This window comes from Clostridium sp. LIBA-8553, from assembly GCF_057782465.1.
The window spans coordinates 142,128-162,493 of the sequence record NZ_CM173489.1; the positions used below are offsets into that span (position 1 = coordinate 142,128).

Here is a 20,366-nt window from a genome sequence, read left to right on the forward strand (position 1 = left end):
AAAATCAAGTATTAAAGGAAAAAATAATATAAAATATATCTTATTATAGATATTTTATAAATTAAAAAAATAAGCGTATAATAAATAATATATTTGTTATTAATTCTATCATTTAAAAAATATGGAGTATTACAGGAGTATGAAATGAGAAGAAAAACAATAAAAAAGGCTATTATTCCTGCTGCTGGATTAGGAACAAGATTTTTACCAGCTACTAAGGCACAACCTAAAGAAATGTTACCAATAGTGGATAAACCAACGATTCAATATATAATCGAGGAAGCTGTAGAATCAGGAATAGAAGAGATACTAATAGTAACAGGAAGAAACAAAAAATGTATAGAAGATCACTTTGATAAGTCAGTGGAGCTTGAATATGAACTTGAAAAAGCAGGAAAAAGTGAACTGTTAGGCTTAGTTAAAGATATTACTGATATGGTTGATATATATTATATAAGACAGAAAGAGCCAAAAGGATTAGGACATGCTATAAATTGTGCTAAAACTTTTGTTGGAGATGAACCTTTCGCTGTTCTTTTAGGAGACGACGTTGTTTATAATGATGAATATCCTTGTTTAAAACAGTTAATTGGTTGCTATAATGAATATCATACAAGTATACTAGGTGTACAAGAAGTTCCGGAGAATGATGTTAATAAGTATGGAATAGTTAAAGGAATTCACATTGAAGGAGATGTATATAAAGTAACTGATTTGATTGAAAAACCAGATAGGGATAAAGCACCTTCTAATATAGCAATCTTAGGAAGATATATATTAACCCCTAAGATATTTGAAATACTTGCTGAGACAGAACCAGGAAAGGGTGGAGAGATACAACTTACAGATGCTCTTTTAAAGCTGCTAAGCTATGAAGCTATATATGCTTATAACTTTCAAGGAAAAAGATATGATGTAGGAGATAAGCTTGGGTTTTTAAAAGCGACAGTTGAATATGCTTTAAGAAAACCAGAGTTAAAAGATGGATTCATTGATTATCTAAAAGAAATAGTAAAATAAAAGTATTCTAATTTAAATTTAGATTAATAAGTTAAAAAATATATTTATGATAAGTTTTGAAAAATTTAAAGAGGGATAGTCATATGACTATCCCTCTTTGTTTTAAATATAATTCATTGGATTTACATGTTGTCCATTAATTCTGATTTCAAAATGTGCATGAGGACCAGTACTATATCCTGTAGAACCAACTAGAGATACAACTTGTCCTTGTTTTACTCTTTGCCCAGCAGAGACTTTTAATTCAGATGCGTGAGCATAAAGTGTACTAACGCCACCACCATGATCTATAATAACCATGTTTCCATAAGCAGGATGGTATGTTGCAGTAGTTACTACACCGTCTTTTGCAGCAACAAATGGTGTTCCTGTGGATGCTGCAAAGTCTACACCAGTATGAACTTTATATTGTCCAGTAACAGGATGTACTCTCGGGCCATATGAGCTTGTTATAGATGAAGAAGCTACTGGTCTTATGAATCCGCCGGAAGAACTTTCTGTTACAGTATTTGAACCGTCTGATGAAGAATTATTATTTTCAGAAGCTGGAGCAGGAGAAAAATATGATTGTATTTCCTTTTCTATTTCGTCTTCTTTTGCTGCTAGAGCCTTTAATTCAGCGTTTTTTTCGTCTTCTAGGCTTTCTAATTCACTTAATTGAGATTTATAAGTATTTAGTGTATTTTCATGTTCAGCCTTAACTTCTTTTAAGCTCTCTTCCTTAGCAACAAGTTCATTCTTCTTACTATCTAGTGTTGATTTTGAACTTTCAAGTTCAGATTGTCTACTTTCAAGCTCTTTTTGTAGAGCCTCAATTTCATCAATAAGTTTGTTATCTGTTTTAACAAGTGTTTTTATATTAGCTATGTTAGAAAAGAGTTCTCCAAAACTTTTAGATTCAAGAATAATGTATAAAAATTTATCACTTAAATTAGACTTATAAACATTTCTAAGTCTTTCTCCTAGGATTTCTCTCTTTAATTCTTGTTCTTTTTGAGCTTTTTCGATTTCTTTAGTGTTTTCTTCAATTGATTTTTTTATTTTATTTATTTCAGAGTCAGTTGAAGATATTTCGTTATTTAAATTTTCTATTTTATTTTCATATTCATCAACTTTAGCTTGAGCTGAATCAAGTTCAGCTTGTTTAGCATCTATACTATCTTTGATTTCATCTAGTTTTCCCTTTTGAACTTCTTTTTCTTCTGTAATCTGTCTTTTCTCTTCCTGCAATTTATTAACTTCGGGATTAGCTTTAGTTACTAATGGTGCTGAAATAGCACTAAATACTAAAAAGCTACTCATAAACAAAGATACTATTTTAAGTTTGTTCATTTAATCACCTATCTTTAATATATTTTTCGAAAGTTTTGTAATAATTTCAACAAATTATACCTTAAAAACCTTAGACATAACCACAAACATTTTGAAAACTTTGGAGAGAATTTTAAATAAATGGTTAATAAATAGTTAATATAGGTGTTTTTATTCAATAAAGTGTAATAGATGTAAAATTAATACATGAACTAGTATAGAAAATACATGTTTTATTATGTAGTAAAACAATACAATATATATGTAAAGGTTTAGAGGTATTTTAAAGGGGAATAGGTATCAGTAAGAAGAGTATTCTGATAATAGTTAGTGGCTAATTACCTGCAAGTATTTTAATAGGTAAAATTCAAAAAATATTATTAATGAGGTTAAATTTAATAATAGTTCTATCAATAATCTAGAAAATAATGTTTAACATTACAACTATAAGTATCATAAATACTAAGAAGGAATATAAATTTGAATAAGTGGAAATAAGATACTAGAAGTTGTAGTAGGTGAGGCTAAATATAAATTCAAAATTAAAATAAACATATTTAAAGTTGCTGCAAAATATTCTAATGATGAGATTTCAAGCAAGGAACTATTAACAAATAGAAAAGTAATTAAATTGTTAGTTGTATAATAGAATGCTAAATAGCTACCTCATATTAATTTATTTTATATAAGGTGTATTAAGATGAATTTAAATTCATCTTAATACACTCTTTTTATTTTTAGGTTAATGTTGATTTTTAAATAAAACTATTTTTCATAAGGTAAACCTTTCTTATTAATAGTTGAATATCAAGTTAGTAAAAATATTTTAAGTGTGAGTAACTAAACTTATAAAATTGAACATACTTAGTTTAGTTCTAGTATGAATTATTTGAATTTATAAAAGTTATTTGATTAAAAATAAGATGGCTTGTCAATAATTTAGGTAAGTTAGAAAAGGGGGTATTTCTTATGGGAAGAAGAGGATCAAAAAAATATTTAAAAGAAGTGAATGCACAAATAATATTATTTGTTTTAATAATGGTAATAATGAGAATGGTAGTTTTAAATTTTATGAGTGAACTATCAGGAATGGAATTTGAAGAGTTATCAAAGGCTAGGATTTATAATGGAAATATTACTGCAGGGATGTTTTTAGAGAGTCTTGTTAATTTCTTTGGAAGCTTTACTTTGGAAACCTATAAAGGAATAATATTAATAGTAATTGTAAATATAATAGTAGCATCTTATATATTAAGTAAAAAAGATCTTACAGGGAATTTTTATTTTAATATTGTTATAGCTTACGTATTCTCATCTGTAATAACAGTATTTTTATTGTTAGCAGGAGTTTTATTGTTTTTCTGTGTAATGCAAGGGATGGTAGTTATAAATTCTTTAAAAATAGATGTATCTTCAGAAATACTATGGTTAGTTATATCCTTGCTAATGGGAATATTGTTTATAAAGTATTTAAGAAAGACTGTAGTATTTTCTTTAGTAGCATTTTTTATAATATCTATTTGTACAGCATGTTATATGGATATAGGAAAAAATTCTATTCCTACAGATGATGTGAAGTATAGTCTAGAAGAATTTGCTTATAGTTTAAATGCATCTAGTAAATAGGTGCATTTATTTTTTAGAAGTAAAATGTAGAATTAAAATAGCTAAGTTACTTTATTTAAATATTAATTTTCATATTTAAGTAAGAAAATTTCATTTATAAGTACAGTGAAAGTATAGAATTTTAAAATGAAATTAAAAAAATGCTAAAAATATGGAAATTATTAATAGAAAAATGGTTGTTTACAAGAAAAATATTAATAATTTATATTCATAAACTAAAAATATATATTAAAAATAATACAATATTCTACAAAAAAGTATATTGAATGTAAATTTTATATAAGACACTACTCCTAGTGTATCTATATAAGATAAAGAAAGTATTTTGAAGAAAAATATAGATATTTAAACATATTCTTCTTAAAAGAAAGAAATATATTAACTTAAAAGTATCTTAGATGGTAAGATAAGTCTCGTCAGCAAGAGACACAACAACAAAACATCAAATGAAAAATTTGAAAAAAGTTGTTGACAAAGTTTCTTAATGATGTTAAACTAAGAAAGTCGCTTGAGGGCGACGAAGAAATGGTCTTTGAAAATTAAACAGAAGATATTAACATAAACCAGCAATTCTTTTATAAGTAATATGAGTATAGATTAAACTTTTAAATTGAGAGTTTGATCCTGGCTCAGGATGAACGCTGGCGGCGTGCTTAACACATGCAAGTCGAGCGATGAAGTTTCCTTCGGGAAACGGATTAGCGGCGGACGGGTGAGTAACACGTGGGTAACCTGCCTCATAGAGTGGAATAGCCTCCCGAAAGGGAGATTAATACCGCATAATATTGAGAGATGGCATCATCTTTTAACCAAAGGAGCAATCCGCTATGAGATGGACCCGCGGCGCATTAGCTAGTTGGTGGGGTAACGGCCTACCAAGGCGACGATGCGTAGCCGACCTGAGAGGGTGATCGGCCACATTGGGACTGAGACACGGCCCAGACTCCTACGGGAGGCAGCAGTGGGGAATATTGCACAATGGGGGAAACCCTGATGCAGCAACGCCGCGTGAGTGATGAAGGTTTTCGGATCGTAAAGCTCTGTCTTTGGGGAAGATAATGACGGTACCCAAGGAGGAAGCCACGGCTAACTACGTGCCAGCAGCCGCGGTAATACGTAGGTGGCGAGCGTTATCCGGATTTACTGGGCGTAAAGGGAGCGTAGGCGGATGATTAAGTGGGATGTGAAATACCCGGGCTCAACTTGGGTGCTGCATTCCAAACTGGTTATCTAGAGTGCAGGAGAGGAGAGTGGAATTCCTAGTGTAGCGGTGAAATGCGTAGAGATTAGGAAGAACACCAGTGGCGAAGGCGACTCTCTGGACTGTAACTGACGCTGAGGCTCGAAAGCGTGGGGAGCAAACAGGATTAGATACCCTGGTAGTCCACGCCGTAAACGATGAATACTAGGTGTGGGGGTTTCAACACCTCCGTGCCGCCGCTAACGCATTAAGTATTCCGCCTGGGGAGTACGGTCGCAAGATTAAAACTCAAAGGAATTGACGGGGACCCGCACAAGTAGCGGAGCATGTGGTTTAATTCGAAGCAACGCGAAGAACCTTACCTACACTTGACATCCCTTGCATTACTCTTAATCGAGGAAATCCCTTCGGGGACAAGGTGACAGGTGGTGCATGGTTGTCGTCAGCTCGTGTCGTGAGATGTTGGGTTAAGTCCCGCAACGAGCGCAACCCTTGTCGTTAGTTACTACCATTAAGTTGAGGACTCTAGCGAGACTGCCTGGGTTAACCAGGAGGAAGGTGGGGATGACGTCAAATCATCATGCCCCTTATGTGTAGGGCTACACACGTGCTACAATGGCTGGTACAGAGAGATGCAATACCGTGAGGTGGAGCCAAACTTTAAAACCAGTCTCAGTTCGGATTGTAGGCTGAAACTCGCCTACATGAAGCTGGAGTTACTAGTAATCGCGAATCAGAATGTCGCGGTGAATACGTTCCCGGGTCTTGTACACACCGCCCGTCACACCATGAGAGTTGGCAATACCCGAAGTCCGTGAGCTAACCGCAAGGAGGCAGCGGCCGAAGGTAGGGTCAGCGATTGGGGTGAAGTCGTAACAAGGTAGCCGTAGGAGAACCTGCGGCTGGATCACCTCCTTTCTAAGGAATACATCTTAGGATAACTAAGATGATAATGAATTCTGGATAATATCTCTGTTTAATTTTGAGAGACTATCTCTCAAAATTGTTCTTTGAAAATTGCACATAATTTAATTTATAGAAACAACAAGCCAAATTGGCAAAACCAATTTCTATTCTTTGTAAAATGAGAACTATAACTAATATAGGTCAAGCTACAAAGGGCGCATGGTGAATGCCTTGGCATCAGGAGCCGATGAAGGACGTGATAAGCTGCGATAAGCTTCGGGTAGGCGCACATAGCCTGAGATCCGAAGATCTCCGAATGAGGAAACTCACATGGGAAACCCCATGTATCATTAAGTGAATACATAGCTTAATGAAGGTAACCCAGGGAACTGAAACATCTAAGTACCTGGAGGAAGAGAAAGAAAAATCGATTTTCTTAGTAGCGGCGAGCGAAAGGGAAAGAGCCCAAACCGGAAACTTGTTTCCGGGGTTGTGGACATAACATAAAAGTGGAGGCTATTGTAACTGAAGAGAGCTGGAAAGCTCCACCGTAGAAGGTAATAGTCCTGTAAGTGAAACGAGAAGACCACGAGTTATGATCCAGAGTACCACGAGACACGTGAAACCTTGTGGGAAGCAGGGAGGACCACCTCCCAAGGCTAAATACTACCTGATGACCGATAGTGAAGCAGTACCGTGAGGGAAAGGTGAAAAGAACCCCGGGAGGGGAGTGAAATAGAACCTGAAACCGTGTGCCTACAACCGCTCAGAGCCCCTTATGAGGGTGATGAGGTGCTTTTTGTAGAACGAGCCAACGAGTTACGGTATGTAGCAAGGTTAAGTACTTAAGGTACGGAGCCGAAGGGAAACCGAGTCTGAATAGGGCGACTAGTTGCATGCCGTAGACCCGAAACCGGGTGACCTATCCATGGCCAGGTTGAAGCGAGGGTAAAACCTCGTGGAGGACCGAACCACGTTGCTGTTGAAAAAGCATGGGATGAGCTGTGGATAGCGGAGAAATTCCAATCGAACCCGGAGATAGCTGGTTCTCTCCGAAATAGCTTTAGGGCTAGCGTCGAGTATGAGTAGTGGAGGTAGAGCACTGAATGGGCTAGGGGGCATAGCGCTTACCGAACCTTATCAAACTCCGAATGCCACATACTTTGAGCTCGGCAGTCAGACTACGAATGATAAGATCCGTGGTCAAAAGGGAAACAGCCCAGATCGTCAGCTAAGGTCCCAAAGTGTAAGTTAAGTGGGAAAGGATGTGAGATTTCTAAGACAACTAGGATGTTGGCTTAGAAGCAGCCATTCATTAAAAGAGTGCGTAATAGCTCACTAGTCGAGAGATCTTGCGCCGAAAATGTAACGGGGCTAAACTTACCACCGAAGCTACGGGCTTGAACTTAGTTCAAGCGGTAGGAGAGCGTCGTAACCGGGCTGAAGTCGTACCGTAAGGAGCGGTGGACTGGTTACGAGTGAGAATGTTGGCATCAGTAGCGAGATGTGGGTGAGAATCCCACAGGCCGAAAACCTAAGGTTTCCTCAGGAAGGTTCGTCCGCTGAGGGTTAGTCGGGACCTAAGCCGAGGCCGAAAGGCGTAGGTGATGGACAACTGGTTGATATTCCAGTACCACTACCATCGTTATTATCGATGGCGTGACGCAGGAGGATAGTGTGTGCTAGCTATTGGATGCTAGTCTAAGCGTTTAGGCAGTGAAAGTAGGCAAATCCGCTTTCATAATGCTGAGGCGTGATGGGGAAGGTTCCACGGAACCGAAGTACATGATTCCACGCTGCCAAGAAAAGCGTCTAGAGAGAGAAGTAGTGCCCGTACCGCAAACCGACACAGGTAGGTGAGGAGAGAATCCTAAGGCCGGCGGAAGAATTACAGTTAAGGAACTCGGCAAATTGACCCCGTAAGTTCGCGAGAAGGGGTGCCTACGAGAGTAGGCCGCAGAGAATAGGCCCAAGCAACTGTTTAGCAAAAACACAGGTCTCTGCTAAAGCGTAAGCTGATGTATAGGGGCTGACGCCTGCCCGGTGCTGGAAGGTTAAGGGGAACACTTAGCGCAAGCGAAGGTGTGAACTTAAGCCCCAGTAAACGGCGGCCGTAACTATAACGGTCCTAAGGTAGCGAAATTCCTTGTCAGGTAAGTTCTGACCCGCACGAATGGCGTAATGACTTGGGCACTGTCTCAACTGTAAATCCGGCGAAGTTGTAGTGCGAGTGAAGATGCTCGCTACCCGCGATTGGACGGAAAGACCCCGTAGAGCTTTACTGTAGCTTAGCATTGAGTTTTGGTATTGTCTGTACAGGATAGGTGGGAGGCTAGGAAACTAGGGCGTCAGCCTTAGTGGAGCCATCCTTGGGATACCACCCTGACAGTACTGAAATTCTAACTGGCGGCCATGAATCTGGTCACAGGACATTGTTAGGTGGGCAGTTTGACTGGGGCGGTCGCCTCCTAAAAAGTAACGGAGGCGCCCAAAGGTTCCCTCAGAACGGTCGGAAATCGTTCGTAGAGTGCAAAGGCAGAAGGGAGCCTGACTGCGACACCCACAAGTGGAGCAGGGACGAAAGTCGGGCTTAGTGATCCGGTGGTACCTCGTGGGAGGGCCATCGCTCAACGGATAAAAGCTACCTCGGGGATAACAGGCTGATCTCCCCCAAGAGTCCACATCGACGGGGAGGTTTGGCACCTCGATGTCGGCTCGTCGCATCCTGGGGCTGAAGTAGGTCCCAAGGGTTGGGCTGTTCGCCCATTAAAGCGGCACGCGAGCTGGGTTCAGAACGTCGTGAGACAGTTCGGTCCCTATCCGTCGCGGGCGTAGGAAATTTGAGAGGAGCTGTCCTTAGTACGAGAGGACCGGGATGGACTGACCTCTGGTGTACCAGTTGTTCCGCCAGGAGCACAGCTGGGTAGCTAAGTCGGGAATGGATAAACGCTGAAAGCATCTAAGCGTGAAGCCAACCTCAAGATGAGATTTCCCATAGCGTAAGCTAGTAAGATCCCTTGAAGAACACAAGGTTGATAGGTCGGGGGTGTAAGCATGGTAACATGTTCAGCTGACCGATACTAATAGATCGAGGGCTTGACCAAATATAGTAAATTAAATATGTGCAATTTTGAAAGAACAAAAACTTTCAAACATCTGGTGATGATGTTCTTTAGGGTAACACCCGTTCCCATTCCGAACACGACGGTTAAGCCTTTAGAAGCCGATGGTACTGCACGGGAGACTGTGTGGGAGAGTAGGTGGTCGCCAGGTTTTTCTTTTATGGCTCGATAGCTCAGTCGGTAGAGCAGAGGACTGAAAATCCTCGTGTCGCTGGTTCGATTCCTGCTCGAGCCACCAAAAGCTTAGTGAAAATTCACTAAGCTTTTTTTTATTTTCAAAATTACATATTATTAAACTATAAAAGGACTATTTAGAAATTTTACTATGTAAATAAATTTTCTAAATAGTCCTTATTAATTAGAAGATCCACAATAAGTAGCTTCTTAGTTTGTACAAACAAAAGGGGAAGTGATTAAAGATATTATGGGGGAAGTATCGTTAATTACTACAAAACTAAGAAAGTTTCTACTTATTAATCGTGGATATTTTAATTATGGACAAATATACAATTAATATACATAAATTGTAAAATAAATTTGATTATGAATAAATAAATATTTATTTTAATAATCTTTAATAAGTAAATTAATATTAAAAGTTGGTCAATAAATAGTTTTAAGATAATAAATAGATTTTAAATGGTTTATGGGGGATTTAGATGAAGGATATTGTTATAATTGGGACTGAAAATATAGGTAGAGAAGTTATTAAAATAATAGAATGCATAAATTTAAATAGGAATACATGGAATATATTAGGGTTTATAAGTCTTAAAAACGATATAGAAACAGAAATTATTGATGGTTATAATGTTTTAGGTTCTTTAGATTCCATGTGTGCTTATTTTGAACATAGAAAAAAAGATAAATTTTATTTTTTTAAAAGATTAGAGAGTGAGAATGAGTTGTTTACAATTATAGCAGTAGATAACTGTGAATTGAAAAAAGAGATTGAAAAGAAATTGAATAATAAGGTGAAGTTTGCTACTATTATCCACCCGGATATCAAATATATTAATAAGAGCAATATAGGGGAGGGATCTATTATATATCCAGGTTTGATTAGTATTGGAAATTTGAATATAGGAAAACATGTTATTTTGAAACAAAAATGTTCTTTAGGAAACAATGTGAAAATAGGAGATTATTCTTTTATAGCTTTAAACAGCAATATTGATAGTAATGTTAATATTAATGAGTGTGCTTATATTGAAGCTAACACAACAATTTTAGCAAATAATAATATAGAAAAGAACATGTATATAAAAACAGGAAGCTTAGTCTATTAATAATATTTAAAGATTGTAAAATAGACTATGTTTTAGATTAGACGTGTTTTTTTAGATAGAGCTGTAATAATATCTTAGTGGTCACTTAAAAATTAATATTTAACTATAACATATCTTAAAAATAAAAGAAGATTCAATTAAAATGAATCTTCTTTTATTTTTATATTTTCTTTCTCTTTATTAAAATCATCTATGCTTAAGGAATATTTAATTTTAAAATTATTAGCAAAGAAAACTTCTATTCTGTTTATATTATTAAAACTCTCTAGATTCTTGCTCAAGATCTTCATAAAACTAATACATTGTTCTTTATTATAATTAGTGTCATCAAACAAAAGTGAAATAGTGTAGGAATTTGTTCCATTATCAATTAAATCCTTTGTATATTTAAAATTTTCTCCAAATTCTTTTTTTATTGTATCAGAAATTATTACTCTAATTTTATCCTTATCACCAATATTTTTATTATTAAGAGAATTATTTAAATTCGCTTTATTATTTAATGTTGAATCTAAGTTCAAACTACTATTTGATTCTTCTTCTTTAAAAATTTTTGAGTGAAAAAATGAGGGTTTTATAAGTACTATTGATAGAAAAAAAATAATGATTACCCCAAATAAAATTAGAAGATTTTTATATTTATAATTTTTATTAAAAGCAAACATTAATGAGAATAATATAATTAAAATAAGTGAAATTATTAATAATTTGATCATAAGTTTAAATTATCTCCTTATCAGGTTATAAAACAATTTTAACATACTTTTAAAGAGCATAATAAAAGCATATGTATTAATTAAATGTTAATATAGTTAACAAAATGTTCAAAAATATGTTGACACAAGAAAATGCGAGGAGTATTATATAATTACAGTCACCCAGCGGGGGTGCTGTATGTGGAATATATAGGGAGTGATGCAAATGAATGCAGAAAAAAAGAAAGCATTACAATGTTTAAAAACTGCAAGGGGCCAGGTAGAAGGAATAATTAAAATGATTGAGGATGAGAGGTACTGTATTGATATTTCTAATCAAATAATGGCTTCTCAAGCATTATTAAAAAAAGCTAACAAACTAATATTACAGCAACATATGCATAATTGTGTTAAAGGCGCTTTTGATAATAATGAATCTACAGAAGAAAAGATAGAAGAAATCTTAAGCATATTAAATAAGCTAATAGATAAATAAGATATAAATGGCATTCTAATGATGTATTTAATTTTATAGAAAATATAAAGTTATTTGGATCTGTTGTTTTTGGTGGTTCAAAACATTGTGTTTTGAGCAGCTTAAAGCGAATTTAGAATAAACAGTAAATTAAAATAATTGATTTATTATTTAAGCAGTAAATTGAGTACATAAATTCTAATGATTTATTTAATTCTATAGAAAATATAAAGTTATTTGAATCTGTTGTTTTTGAGGATTCAAAACATTGTGTTTTGAATAATTTAAAGCAAATTTAGAATAAATAATAAAGTAAAATAGTTAATCTATTATTTAAGTAATAAATTAAGTACATAAATTCTAATGATTTATTTAATTCTATAGAAAATATAAAGTTATTTGAATCTGTTGTTTTTGGAGATTCAAAATACTGTGTTTTGAGTAGCTTAAAGCAAATTTAGAATAATTGAGAGATTAACCTGATATACTATTGATTTTATAAAAAAATTAATAGTAGCCAAGGAGGCAGAAGTATGGAACGAGTACTCAAGGTAAAAGGAATGACCTGTGCATCCTGTGCTGCAGCTATTGAAAAAGCTGTAGGTAAAATGGATGGAGTCGAAAGTTCTAGTGTTAATTATGCCACAGAGGAATTAAAAGTAATCTATGATAAGAGTAAGATTAACTTAGAACAAATAAGACAAAAAGTCGAAAAATTAGGTTATTCTGTAGAAGATAATACTAAGAAAGAGATATTTAAAGTTGAAGGAATGACGTGTGCATCCTGTGCAGCTGCCATCGAAAAAGGTTTGGGTAGACTTGATGGAGTTGAAAGTGCAAATGTAAATTTTGCTACAGAAACTTTAAATGTTGAGTTTGACAAAGACAAGGTTTCTTTTGAGGATATTAATAATAAAGTTAATAAGCTAGGATATAAACTTAAAGATGATGAAAAGCAATTAACTTATAAAGTTGAAGGAATGACATGTGCATCTTGTGCAGCAGCCATTGAAAAGGGATTGAATAGAATGGATGGTGTAGAGAATGTAAATGTAAATTTTGCAGCAGAAACAGTTACTTTTAATTATGATTCTGACAAGGTTGGAACAAGAGAAATTAAAGCAAAAGTTGAAAAATTAGGATATAAACTTGTAGATCCAGAAACAAATGTGAATGATGGACATGAAAACACAAAAAATACTGAATTAAGTTCAATGAAACGTAAATTAATATGGTCAGCTATCTTTACAATACCAGTATTTATAATTGCAATGGGAAGTATGATGGGAATGAAGTTACCTTCATGGATGGATCCTAATACTAGCCCAATGAATTATGCTCTTATTTTATTAGTTTTAACAACAGCAGTATTTATTTGTGGAAGACAATTCTTCATTGTAGGATTTAGAAGTCTTTTTATAGGAAGTCCTAATATGGATACCTTAATAGCTATTGGAGCTAGTGCAGCTTATTTGTATGGAATATTTGCTATCTATAAAATAGCAATAGGACAAGTTCATTATGTCCATGAATTATATTTTGAGTCAGCAGCTACAATAATAACCTTAGTTATGCTTGGTAAATACTTAGAAGCTATAACTAAAGGCAAAACATCAGATGCAATAAAAAAGCTTATGGGTTTAGCTCCTAAAACTGCAACAATAATGGTTAATGGAGAAGAAAAGATTGTATCTATAGATGATGTTAGGGTTGGAGATTTAATTGTTGTAAAGCCAGGAGAAAAACTTCCTGTTGATGGAGAGGTTATAGAAGGATATACTTCAGTTGATGAAAGTATGTTAACTGGTGAAAGTATACCGGTTGAAAAAAAAGCAGGTAATAAAGTTTATGGAGCTAGTATAAATAAAAACGGTAGAATAATTTATAAGGCTACTAAAGTTGGAAAAGACACAGTAATTTCTCAAATAGTTAAACTTGTTAAAGATGCTCAAGGGTCAAAGGCACCTATTGCTAGAACAGCTGATGTAATAGCAGGATATTTTGTTCCAGTAGTAATAGTTTTAGCGATTTTATCAGCTTTAGCATGGCATTTTTTAGGTGGAGAAGGATTAGAATTCTCATTAACAATATTTATTTCTGTATTAGTAATAGCTTGTCCTTGTGCCTTAGGACTAGCAACTCCAACTGCTATTATGGTTGGTACTGGTAAAGGTGCAGAAAATGGAGTATTAATAAAAAGTGGTGAAGCATTAGAAGGGGCGGCTAGTATAAATTCAATAATTTTTGATAAAACAGGAACTTTAACAGAGGGAAAACCTGTTGTTACAGATGTTTTATCTAATAATTATTCAAAAGATGAAATTTTGGCTTTAGTTGCTTCAGCTGAAAAAGCTTCTGAACATCCATTAGGTGAGGCAATAGTAAAATCTGCAGAAGAAAAAGGATTGAAACTTTTCGAAGTTAAAGATTTCTTAGCTATTCCTGGTAAAGGGATTGAAGTTAAAGTAGAAGGTAAAGACATTTTATTAGGAAATAAAGCTCTTTTAGAAGATAAAAAAATAGCATTTGGAAATTTAGTAGAAAAAGCACAATCATTAGCAGAACAAGGTAAAACACCAATGTTTATAGTTATAGATGGAATTTTAGAAGGAATAGTAGCTGTAGCAGATACTGTAAAACCAACAAGTAAGAAAGCTATTAAAGAGCTTCATAAAATGGGAATAGAAGTTGTTATGGTTACTGGAGATAATGAAAAAACAGCAAATGCCATAGCAAAAAATATTGGAATAGATAGAGTTGTGGCAGATGTATTACCACAACAGAAGGCTGAAAAGGTGAAAGAACTTCAAAATGAGGGTAAAAAGGTATTGATGGTTGGAGATGGAATAAATGATGCTCCAGCTCTTGCAAGTGCTGATATAGGAATGGCAATAGGATCAGGTACTGATATAGCCATGGAATCAGCAGATATAGTACTTATGAGAAGTGATATATTAGATGTTGTTGGAGCTATTCAATTAAGTAAAAAAACAATGACTAATATTAAACAAAATTTATTCTGGGCTTTAATTTATAATGGTATTGGTATTCCAATAGCAATGGGAGGATTACATTTATTTGGTGGTCCATTATTAAACCCAATGCTTGCAGCATTAGCAATGAGCTTTAGTTCTGTATCAGTACTATTAAATGCACTAAGATTAAAAACTTTTAAACCTAAATATGATTAACCTAGAAATATTATCACACTATAAATTACTTATATTTATGGTGTGATAAAAATATATATTTTGAGGAGTGATAGTAATGAGTAAAATAATAACAATTGAAGGAATGTCATGTCAAAATTGTGTTAATCACGTTAAATCAGCACTTGAAGATGTAAAAGGGTTAACTAAAATTGATGTAGAAGTAGGTAAAGCAACTGTTGAAGGTGATGCTTCTAATCAGGATATAAAAGATGCCATAGAAGATATGGGATATGATGTAACATCTATAAAATAATTATCATGGGTATTATATAAGACTTTAATTAAGTTAAGCTTTATATAATGCCCATAGTTTTTATGAAAAGGAGAGGGGATTAGTGGTTAATATAATAGTATTTATAATTGCAGGTATATTAGCAGGTATAGGTATTGGACTTGTTGGATTATCAGCGGCTTCTATAGTAACTCCTATTTTGGTCGTAGTTTTAGGTGTTAGTGCTTATAAAGCTATAGGAATTGCTTTGGCAGCTGATGTTTTATCAGCTAGTGTTTCTGCATATACCTACTATAAAAATAAGAATATAGATATAAAAAATGGTATAATAATGATGATATCAACAATGTTTTTCACCTATGTTGCTAGTTATTTTGCTAAGTACATACCAAATAATATTTTAGGTGGTATATCAATATATGCTACAATTTTATTAGGATTAAAATTAATATTTAAACCTATTAAATCTAATAATAATTCAAAGCTTGAGCATAGAAGTAAAAAGAAGCAGATAATTTTATCAATACTATGGGGAGGACTTGTAGGTGTAATATGTGGAGCGATAGGAGCAGGTGGCGGAGTAATGCTACTTCTTGTTCTAACAAGTGTTTTAGGTTATGATTTAAAAACTGCAGTTGGTACAAGCGTCTTTATAATGGCATTCACTGCTTTGACAGGTGCTGCGGCACATATAATTCATGGAGGAACCGATATATTAGGTCTTATTATTTGTGGAATATGTGCGTTAATATCTTCAAGATTAGCAGCTAAATTTGCTAATAAAGTTGATGATACTAAATTAAATAAAGTATCAGGAACTTTTTTAATAATCTTTGGAATAATCTTAATAATAATAAAACGCTTTGGTCATGTAATATAGCGTTGACTTAATAATTAATGTGATATAATAATTAAATAAGTAAATAATTTGAAATATAATTTTGAAAGAAGGAATTCTTATGAAAAATTTAGGTTTATTTATAAGTTATTTATGTGGTGAATTTAATAATGATGAGCAGGTAAGCAAAGAGTTAAAGGAAGGAAAGAATATTCATCCTAAAGCAAAACATATAACAAAAGTTTGTAACGGAAAAATAAAAAATCTTCCAAAAGATTTTAAAGGAATCTTTGTTATTGAAGAGAGCTATTATGAACAAGGTAATTTTAAAAATATATTACCACATTTATTTTTATTTACAGAAGATAGCGAGGGCAATGTAGTTTTGACTTCTTATGATTTACCAAAAGGAGTTTCTAAAGAAGATTTTAGAAATGATAATGAATCTTTAGTAATGGATTATAATGAACTACAGGTTTCAGAAAAGTTTACTCCTATGACATATATATTTAAAGATAATGGGTTTGAAGGAGAAAGTATAAGTCATTTTACACCTGAAACAACATTCAAATTAAAAGAAAGAACTGAAGATGAAACACTTTATGTTAGTGAAATTTTTGAGAAAAATGGAAAAGTAACATTTGGATGTGTTGAGCCGATAATATATAAAAAAATTAAATAAATTAAATAAATAAAAGAGGTTGCTAGTCTAAGAATGATTAGCAATTTTTTTATTTGTTTTATTGTAAAATATTTACAATTAGATTTAAAATTAAAGAAAATGAGATTTATTTCTCGTTAATTTGAATAAATGGGCTAAAATGCGATTTTATTTTTGTAAGAAAAACATATATACTAATTATATGGTAAATATTTACAAATAGTGGTTAAAATCTACATAAATATAGTTATATTCTTGGATTGGGGGAAGTTAAAATGGAGAAATTATTAGAAAATTATTCTAACGAAGAAATCTTTAATGCACTTAAGATTGTAACTGAACTAAAGCTAGAAAGAGAACGTGGTAAATTGCCTGAATTTATTAGGGGAAGAGTTTCAGAAGTTTCTGAAGAAGATTTTGATTTAATACAAGCATATAATTATTATATGAGAGAATTGAGAAGGGGATCAGTTCTTTTAAGTGAAGAAGAAACAGAAAAATGTGGATTTGATAGTAGATTAGCTATAGATGTAGAATTAAAAGACCTAATAATATTTCTAAATACTCAACCTAATATAAAAACTTTATATTCTTGTTCTGGTCATCAATTTGTTAGGGGCCAAATAACCTTTAAAGGACTTTTAAAATTTCCTCAAGTAGATGATTTTAAAGTAGAATATGCAGAGGAAAAAGAAGAAACAAAGATTAGTTTTGATATTCCAGAAAGAAGTTATGAATATTTAAATAAGCTTAGAAAACTATACAATTATTTTTATCTTATCAATTATAATAATTTAAAAACATTAACTAGAGATGAGGTAAGTTTAATCAAAATAAAAGATGATTGCACTGCATAAAAGAGTCTGTAGCATAACTCAACAATAAAACTTATAAATAGCATTAGGAAAATATCCAGTAATTTTCGGGATCTATTTATAAGTTTTTTGAGTTGCTTTGATATACTTGCCTTAATGTACTTCATAAATATCAGAAAGTTCTAATTCGATATTCTTATCATCCGTTATATAATCAACTAGATTATTGCTTTCTTCCGTATAGTCTAATTTTTTATTTGGAAGCCATACTATAATTTCAGTTCCAGATACTCCGTCACTGATAAGTTCAATCATACCATCATGGAGTTCAGAAATTGATTTTACAATACTAAGACCTATTCCGCTACCTTCATTTCTTCGTTTTAAAGATTTATCTGCTTGAACAAAACGATCAAATATAGATGCTTGCATTTCCTTTGGAATCCCCATTCCATTATCTTTAACACTTATTTTAACCCAATCTTCTGATATATTTAAATCCACAAATATTTCACCTTTGTTAGGAGTAAATTTTATTGAGTTTGAAAGTAAATTAAGGACTAATCTTTCAATTTTAACGGGGTCGCATTTGATTATATTTTCTTCAACATTAGTATCAAAAGTAATACTGATACTCTTATTATCTGCATGAGGAATAACTGATGAAACTATATTTTCAACTAATAAAACAATATCTCTGTTGGTAAAATCAGCTTCTAAAAAGCCAACTTCAATTTTGCTAACATCAATAAGGTTATTTATTAGTCTAAGCATTCTATAGCAGTTTATCTTTAACCCTCTCTTATATTTTTCATAAAAATTATTAAAGCCATCAGGTTCTTTTTCGTGCTTTGAGTTTAATAGTTGTACTGTAGAATAGATAATATTAAGTGGCGTTCTAAGTTCATGAGATATGTTTGCAAAGAACTCATTTTTTAATTGTTCATAAGCTTTTGCTTCTTTAAATTTAATAGCTAAGTTTTCAAGTCTTCTTTTAGAAGTTAAATTTTTTGCTACAATAACTTTTCCGTAAGGGACACCGTTATTATCACTTAAATTACGAATTATAGATTCAACATAAACAAAGGAATGTTTACCTACAAGTTTGCATTTAATACTATCATCTTCTTCTAATTTTAATTGGTTTAATATTTCATCATTTTTACCTAAAAGATGTCTAATTGAAATTCCAGAAACCTCTTCATATGTATAATTTAATGTATGTAAAACTGAATCATTAACATATGTAATTATTCCATTATTATCTACGCTTATTATTAAGTCTTGAATATTATTGTTTATGCAGCTTAATAATTGTTCATTTCTTTGAATATCTTTAGTTAATGTATATTCCTCGGTTATATCTTTTAGGTTAATGGCGTAATAATTTTTATTTTCAACATTAAGTATTTGTATATAAAGACTCACTATTTTTTTGTTTTTTAAAATAAGTTTACCTTCCCAATTACCTTTATTAAAAAGAGAATCAGTATCTAATTTTTCATTATCATTTCCTATAAATATAGCGTCATCAAATAGTCTTTCTACTTCTTCAAGTTGAGATTTTAAGTCAGTTGATTTACAATAGCGCTCTCGTAATGTTTTATTAGTATATATAACTTTTTTTGTATTATCATATAAAATTATTGAACTACTAGTATTAAATTCTACGAGGTGATAAAAAACTTGTAGTTCATTTTGAAGTAAAGAACTTTTTCTATTTTTTGTGGTTATTTCATTAAATACTCCACTTATAGCTAATAAGAAAGATAAAATAGTCAATAGAAGAACTATATTATTTGATTTTGATGAAGCTATATTTGGAAATACAACCTCGCAAATCCAGTAGATGCCTCTAAGAGAAATCGAAAGCATGCTAGCCACTATAAATGAGTAAATTAATTCAACATCTTTTAAGCTTTTTATTGATATAAATATGCATGCTATAAAATATAATGAAACTATTATAGTCATGAAACCTATATAAAAATACATATCTCTAGTAAAAGTATTATTAGAAAAAATTCTATAGTTAATCATTGGTATTATAGTTGAAAATATAAATACAGATACAGAAGTAATAATTTTATGTTTGGTAATAATTTTTGGAATACTCTTTTTATTAAAAGCAACATAAAATAATATAAAAATTCTAAATAATGAATGTATAAAGATGAATTTATCGAATATTATTAAATTATGTCCTCTAGTAATTAAAAGTTCTACAGATAAGTTCATGTATATTAGAGAAATTATAAAGAAATCATCTTTTTTCGTACTTGAATAATATATTAGTGAACTTATGTAAGCCATAGTACCTAAAATTAGAGTTAAATGCAAAGTGAAAATTGGTATATTATCATTAGAAATTACTGTAGTTATAGGTTCATTAAAAATTTTATATATTAAATCAAGTAGAAATATAAAGAACATAGAAAAAACTATAAGAATAGAAAATTTTATTGTCTTTCTTGTTTCAAACTTGTTTTTGTCATCATTAAAAATATGAAAAAATATTTTATTATCCATGTTTTATTCTCCTTAATATAAGAGTTTCGAACTTATATTTTATCGTACATTTTAGATTTTATCACACCTAAATACAAATTTTTACACTAAATTAAAAATTATGGGAATTCGCTAAAATATTAAAATTAATAAAAAGTATATTTTTTTATTAATAGTATAGCAAAATAATATAGTATGTTATATAATGTCTATTATTTGTTATTATTTTGAATTGATAGTTAAAATAATATGTCAAAATTTAAAATTGACAAAACAATATGCATGATATATTATACAATAGGTTTTAATTTAAAACTTAAATTAAATTTAAAAACAACTGAATTAAAGTATAAATAGTAATGATGACATATATCCTGTATTTGGGCATCTGGGGTATATTGAGTTAGTGATGCAACCGACTATTCTTTATAAATTTTTTTATAAAGTTAGTCGGT

General features: G+C 32.0%; 12 protein-coding genes, 1 tRNA gene, 3 rRNA genes and 1 riboswitch. Of the genes, 13 read left to right on the forward strand and 3 right to left on the reverse strand.

What is annotated here, in order from left to right:
* Positions 1-144 precede the first annotated feature (144 nt).
* Entirely contained in the window at positions 145-1,020 is an 876-nt protein-coding gene (gene galU, locus AC2JAQ_RS00595; RefSeq protein ID WP_488457411.1) for a UTP--glucose-1-phosphate uridylyltransferase GalU, read from the forward strand.
* Positions 1,021-1,122: 102 nt separating this feature from the next.
* Here galU and AC2JAQ_RS00600 read toward each other — a convergent pair whose 3' ends face one another.
* Entirely contained in the window at positions 1,123-2,352 is a 1,230-nt protein-coding gene (locus AC2JAQ_RS00600) for a murein hydrolase activator EnvC family protein (RefSeq protein WP_488457412.1), read from the reverse strand.
* A 948-nt stretch (positions 2,353-3,300) separates the two neighbouring features.
* On the opposite strand from AC2JAQ_RS00600, the gene AC2JAQ_RS00605 reads away from it, so the two are divergent.
* The 6 genes from AC2JAQ_RS00605 (at position 3,301) to AC2JAQ_RS00630 (ending at position 10,475) form a co-directional block, all read left to right on the forward strand.
* Positions 3,301-3,957: a hypothetical protein gene (locus AC2JAQ_RS00605; protein WP_488457413.1), complete on the forward strand. Its 657-nt coding sequence runs from the start codon at positions 3,301-3,303 to the stop codon at positions 3,955-3,957.
* 606 nt (positions 3,958-4,563) lie between these two features.
* Positions 4,564-6,076 (forward strand): 16S ribosomal RNA (locus tag AC2JAQ_RS00610).
* Positions 6,077-6,263: 187 nt separating this feature from the next.
* A 23S ribosomal RNA gene (locus AC2JAQ_RS00615) occupies positions 6,264-9,168 on the forward strand.
* A gap of 51 nt (positions 9,169-9,219) precedes the next feature.
* A 5S ribosomal RNA gene (gene rrf, locus AC2JAQ_RS00620) occupies positions 9,220-9,337 on the forward strand.
* The 16S, 23S and 5S rRNA genes sit together here with 1 tRNA gene alongside, the layout of an rRNA operon.
* Positions 9,338-9,348: 11 nt before the next feature.
* Positions 9,349-9,424 (forward strand) — tRNA-Phe (locus AC2JAQ_RS00625).
* A gap of 421 nt (positions 9,425-9,845) precedes the next feature.
* Positions 9,846-10,475: an LbetaH domain-containing protein gene (locus tag AC2JAQ_RS00630; protein WP_488457414.1), complete on the forward strand. Its 630-nt coding sequence runs from the start codon at positions 9,846-9,848 to the stop codon at positions 10,473-10,475.
* Positions 10,476-10,612: 137 nt separating this feature from the next.
* Here AC2JAQ_RS00630 and AC2JAQ_RS00635 read toward each other — a convergent pair whose 3' ends face one another.
* Positions 10,613-10,996: a hypothetical protein gene (locus AC2JAQ_RS00635; RefSeq protein WP_488457415.1), complete on the reverse strand. Its 384-nt coding sequence runs from the start codon at positions 10,994-10,996 to the stop codon at positions 10,613-10,615.
* A 400-nt stretch (positions 10,997-11,396) separates the two neighbouring features.
* Here AC2JAQ_RS00635 and AC2JAQ_RS00640 point away from each other — a divergent pair, with 400 nt between their 5' ends.
* The 6 genes from AC2JAQ_RS00640 to AC2JAQ_RS00665 all read left to right on the forward strand — a co-directional run bounded on the left by AC2JAQ_RS00640 (position 11,397) and on the right by AC2JAQ_RS00665 (position 17,445).
* Positions 11,397-11,666: a metal-sensing transcriptional repressor gene (locus tag AC2JAQ_RS00640; protein ID WP_488457416.1), complete on the forward strand. Its 270-nt coding sequence runs from the start codon at positions 11,397-11,399 to the stop codon at positions 11,664-11,666.
* 512 nt (positions 11,667-12,178) lie between these two features.
* The gene (locus AC2JAQ_RS00645) at positions 12,179-14,836 is read left to right on the forward strand and encodes a heavy metal translocating P-type ATPase (RefSeq protein WP_488457417.1); all 2,658 of its coding nucleotides are present in this window, start codon (positions 12,179-12,181) and stop codon (positions 14,834-14,836) included.
* 76 nt (positions 14,837-14,912) lie between these two features.
* Complete coding sequence (locus AC2JAQ_RS00650; RefSeq protein WP_488457418.1) at positions 14,913-15,110, forward strand: heavy-metal-associated domain-containing protein; 198 nt, start codon at positions 14,913-14,915, stop codon at positions 15,108-15,110.
* A gap of 82 nt (positions 15,111-15,192) precedes the next feature.
* On the forward strand, positions 15,193-15,969 hold the full coding sequence (locus tag AC2JAQ_RS00655; protein ID WP_488457419.1) for a sulfite exporter TauE/SafE family protein: 777 nt from the start codon (positions 15,193-15,195) through the stop codon (positions 15,967-15,969).
* Between the two features lie 79 nt (positions 15,970-16,048).
* Positions 16,049-16,609 carry a hypothetical protein gene (locus AC2JAQ_RS00660; RefSeq protein WP_488457420.1) on the forward strand — a complete coding sequence of 187 codons (561 nt, stop codon included), beginning with the start codon at positions 16,049-16,051 and terminating at the stop codon, positions 16,607-16,609.
* A 254-nt stretch (positions 16,610-16,863) separates the two neighbouring features.
* Positions 16,864-17,445 carry a hypothetical protein gene (locus AC2JAQ_RS00665; protein ID WP_488457421.1) on the forward strand — a complete coding sequence of 194 codons (582 nt, stop codon included), beginning with the start codon at positions 16,864-16,866 and terminating at the stop codon, positions 17,443-17,445.
* Positions 17,446-17,556: 111 nt separating this feature from the next.
* Here the strand turns inward: AC2JAQ_RS00665 and AC2JAQ_RS00670 are convergent, their stop codons facing one another.
* The gene (locus AC2JAQ_RS00670) at positions 17,557-19,932 is read right to left on the reverse strand and encodes a sensor histidine kinase (RefSeq protein WP_488457422.1); all 2,376 of its coding nucleotides are present in this window, start codon (positions 19,930-19,932) and stop codon (positions 17,557-17,559) included.
* 325 nt (positions 19,933-20,257) lie between these two features.
* A riboswitch (cyclic di-GMP riboswitch) is annotated at positions 20,258-20,341 on the forward strand.
* Positions 20,342-20,366: the final 25 nt, after the last annotated feature.

Excerpts from the sequence above, each read along its gene's own strand:
- AC2JAQ_RS00600 (WP_488457412.1), bottom strand. The coding sequence starts at position 2,352 with ATGAACAAACTTAAAATAGTATCTTTGTTTATGAGTAGCTTTTTAGTA.
- AC2JAQ_RS00630 (WP_488457414.1), top strand. The coding sequence starts at position 9,846 with ATGAAGGATATTGTTATAATTGGGACTGAAAATATAGGTAGAGAAGTT.
- AC2JAQ_RS00650 (WP_488457418.1), top strand. The coding sequence starts at position 14,913 with ATGAGTAAAATAATAACAATTGAAGGAATGTCATGTCAAAATTGTGTT.
- AC2JAQ_RS00605 (WP_488457413.1), top strand. The coding sequence starts at position 3,301 with ATGGGAAGAAGAGGATCAAAAAAATATTTAAAAGAAGTGAATGCACAA.
- AC2JAQ_RS00660 (WP_488457420.1), top strand. The coding sequence starts at position 16,049 with ATGAAAAATTTAGGTTTATTTATAAGTTATTTATGTGGTGAATTTAAT.
- AC2JAQ_RS00670 (WP_488457422.1), bottom strand. The coding sequence starts at position 19,932 with ATGGATAATAAAATATTTTTTCATATTTTTAATGATGACAAAAACAAG.
- AC2JAQ_RS00665 (WP_488457421.1), top strand. The coding sequence starts at position 16,864 with ATGGAGAAATTATTAGAAAATTATTCTAACGAAGAAATCTTTAATGCA.
- AC2JAQ_RS00645 (WP_488457417.1), top strand. The coding sequence starts at position 12,179 with ATGGAACGAGTACTCAAGGTAAAAGGAATGACCTGTGCATCCTGTGCT.
- AC2JAQ_RS00640 (WP_488457416.1), top strand. The coding sequence starts at position 11,397 with ATGAATGCAGAAAAAAAGAAAGCATTACAATGTTTAAAAACTGCAAGG.
- galU (WP_488457411.1), top strand. The coding sequence starts at position 145 with ATGAGAAGAAAAACAATAAAAAAGGCTATTATTCCTGCTGCTGGATTA.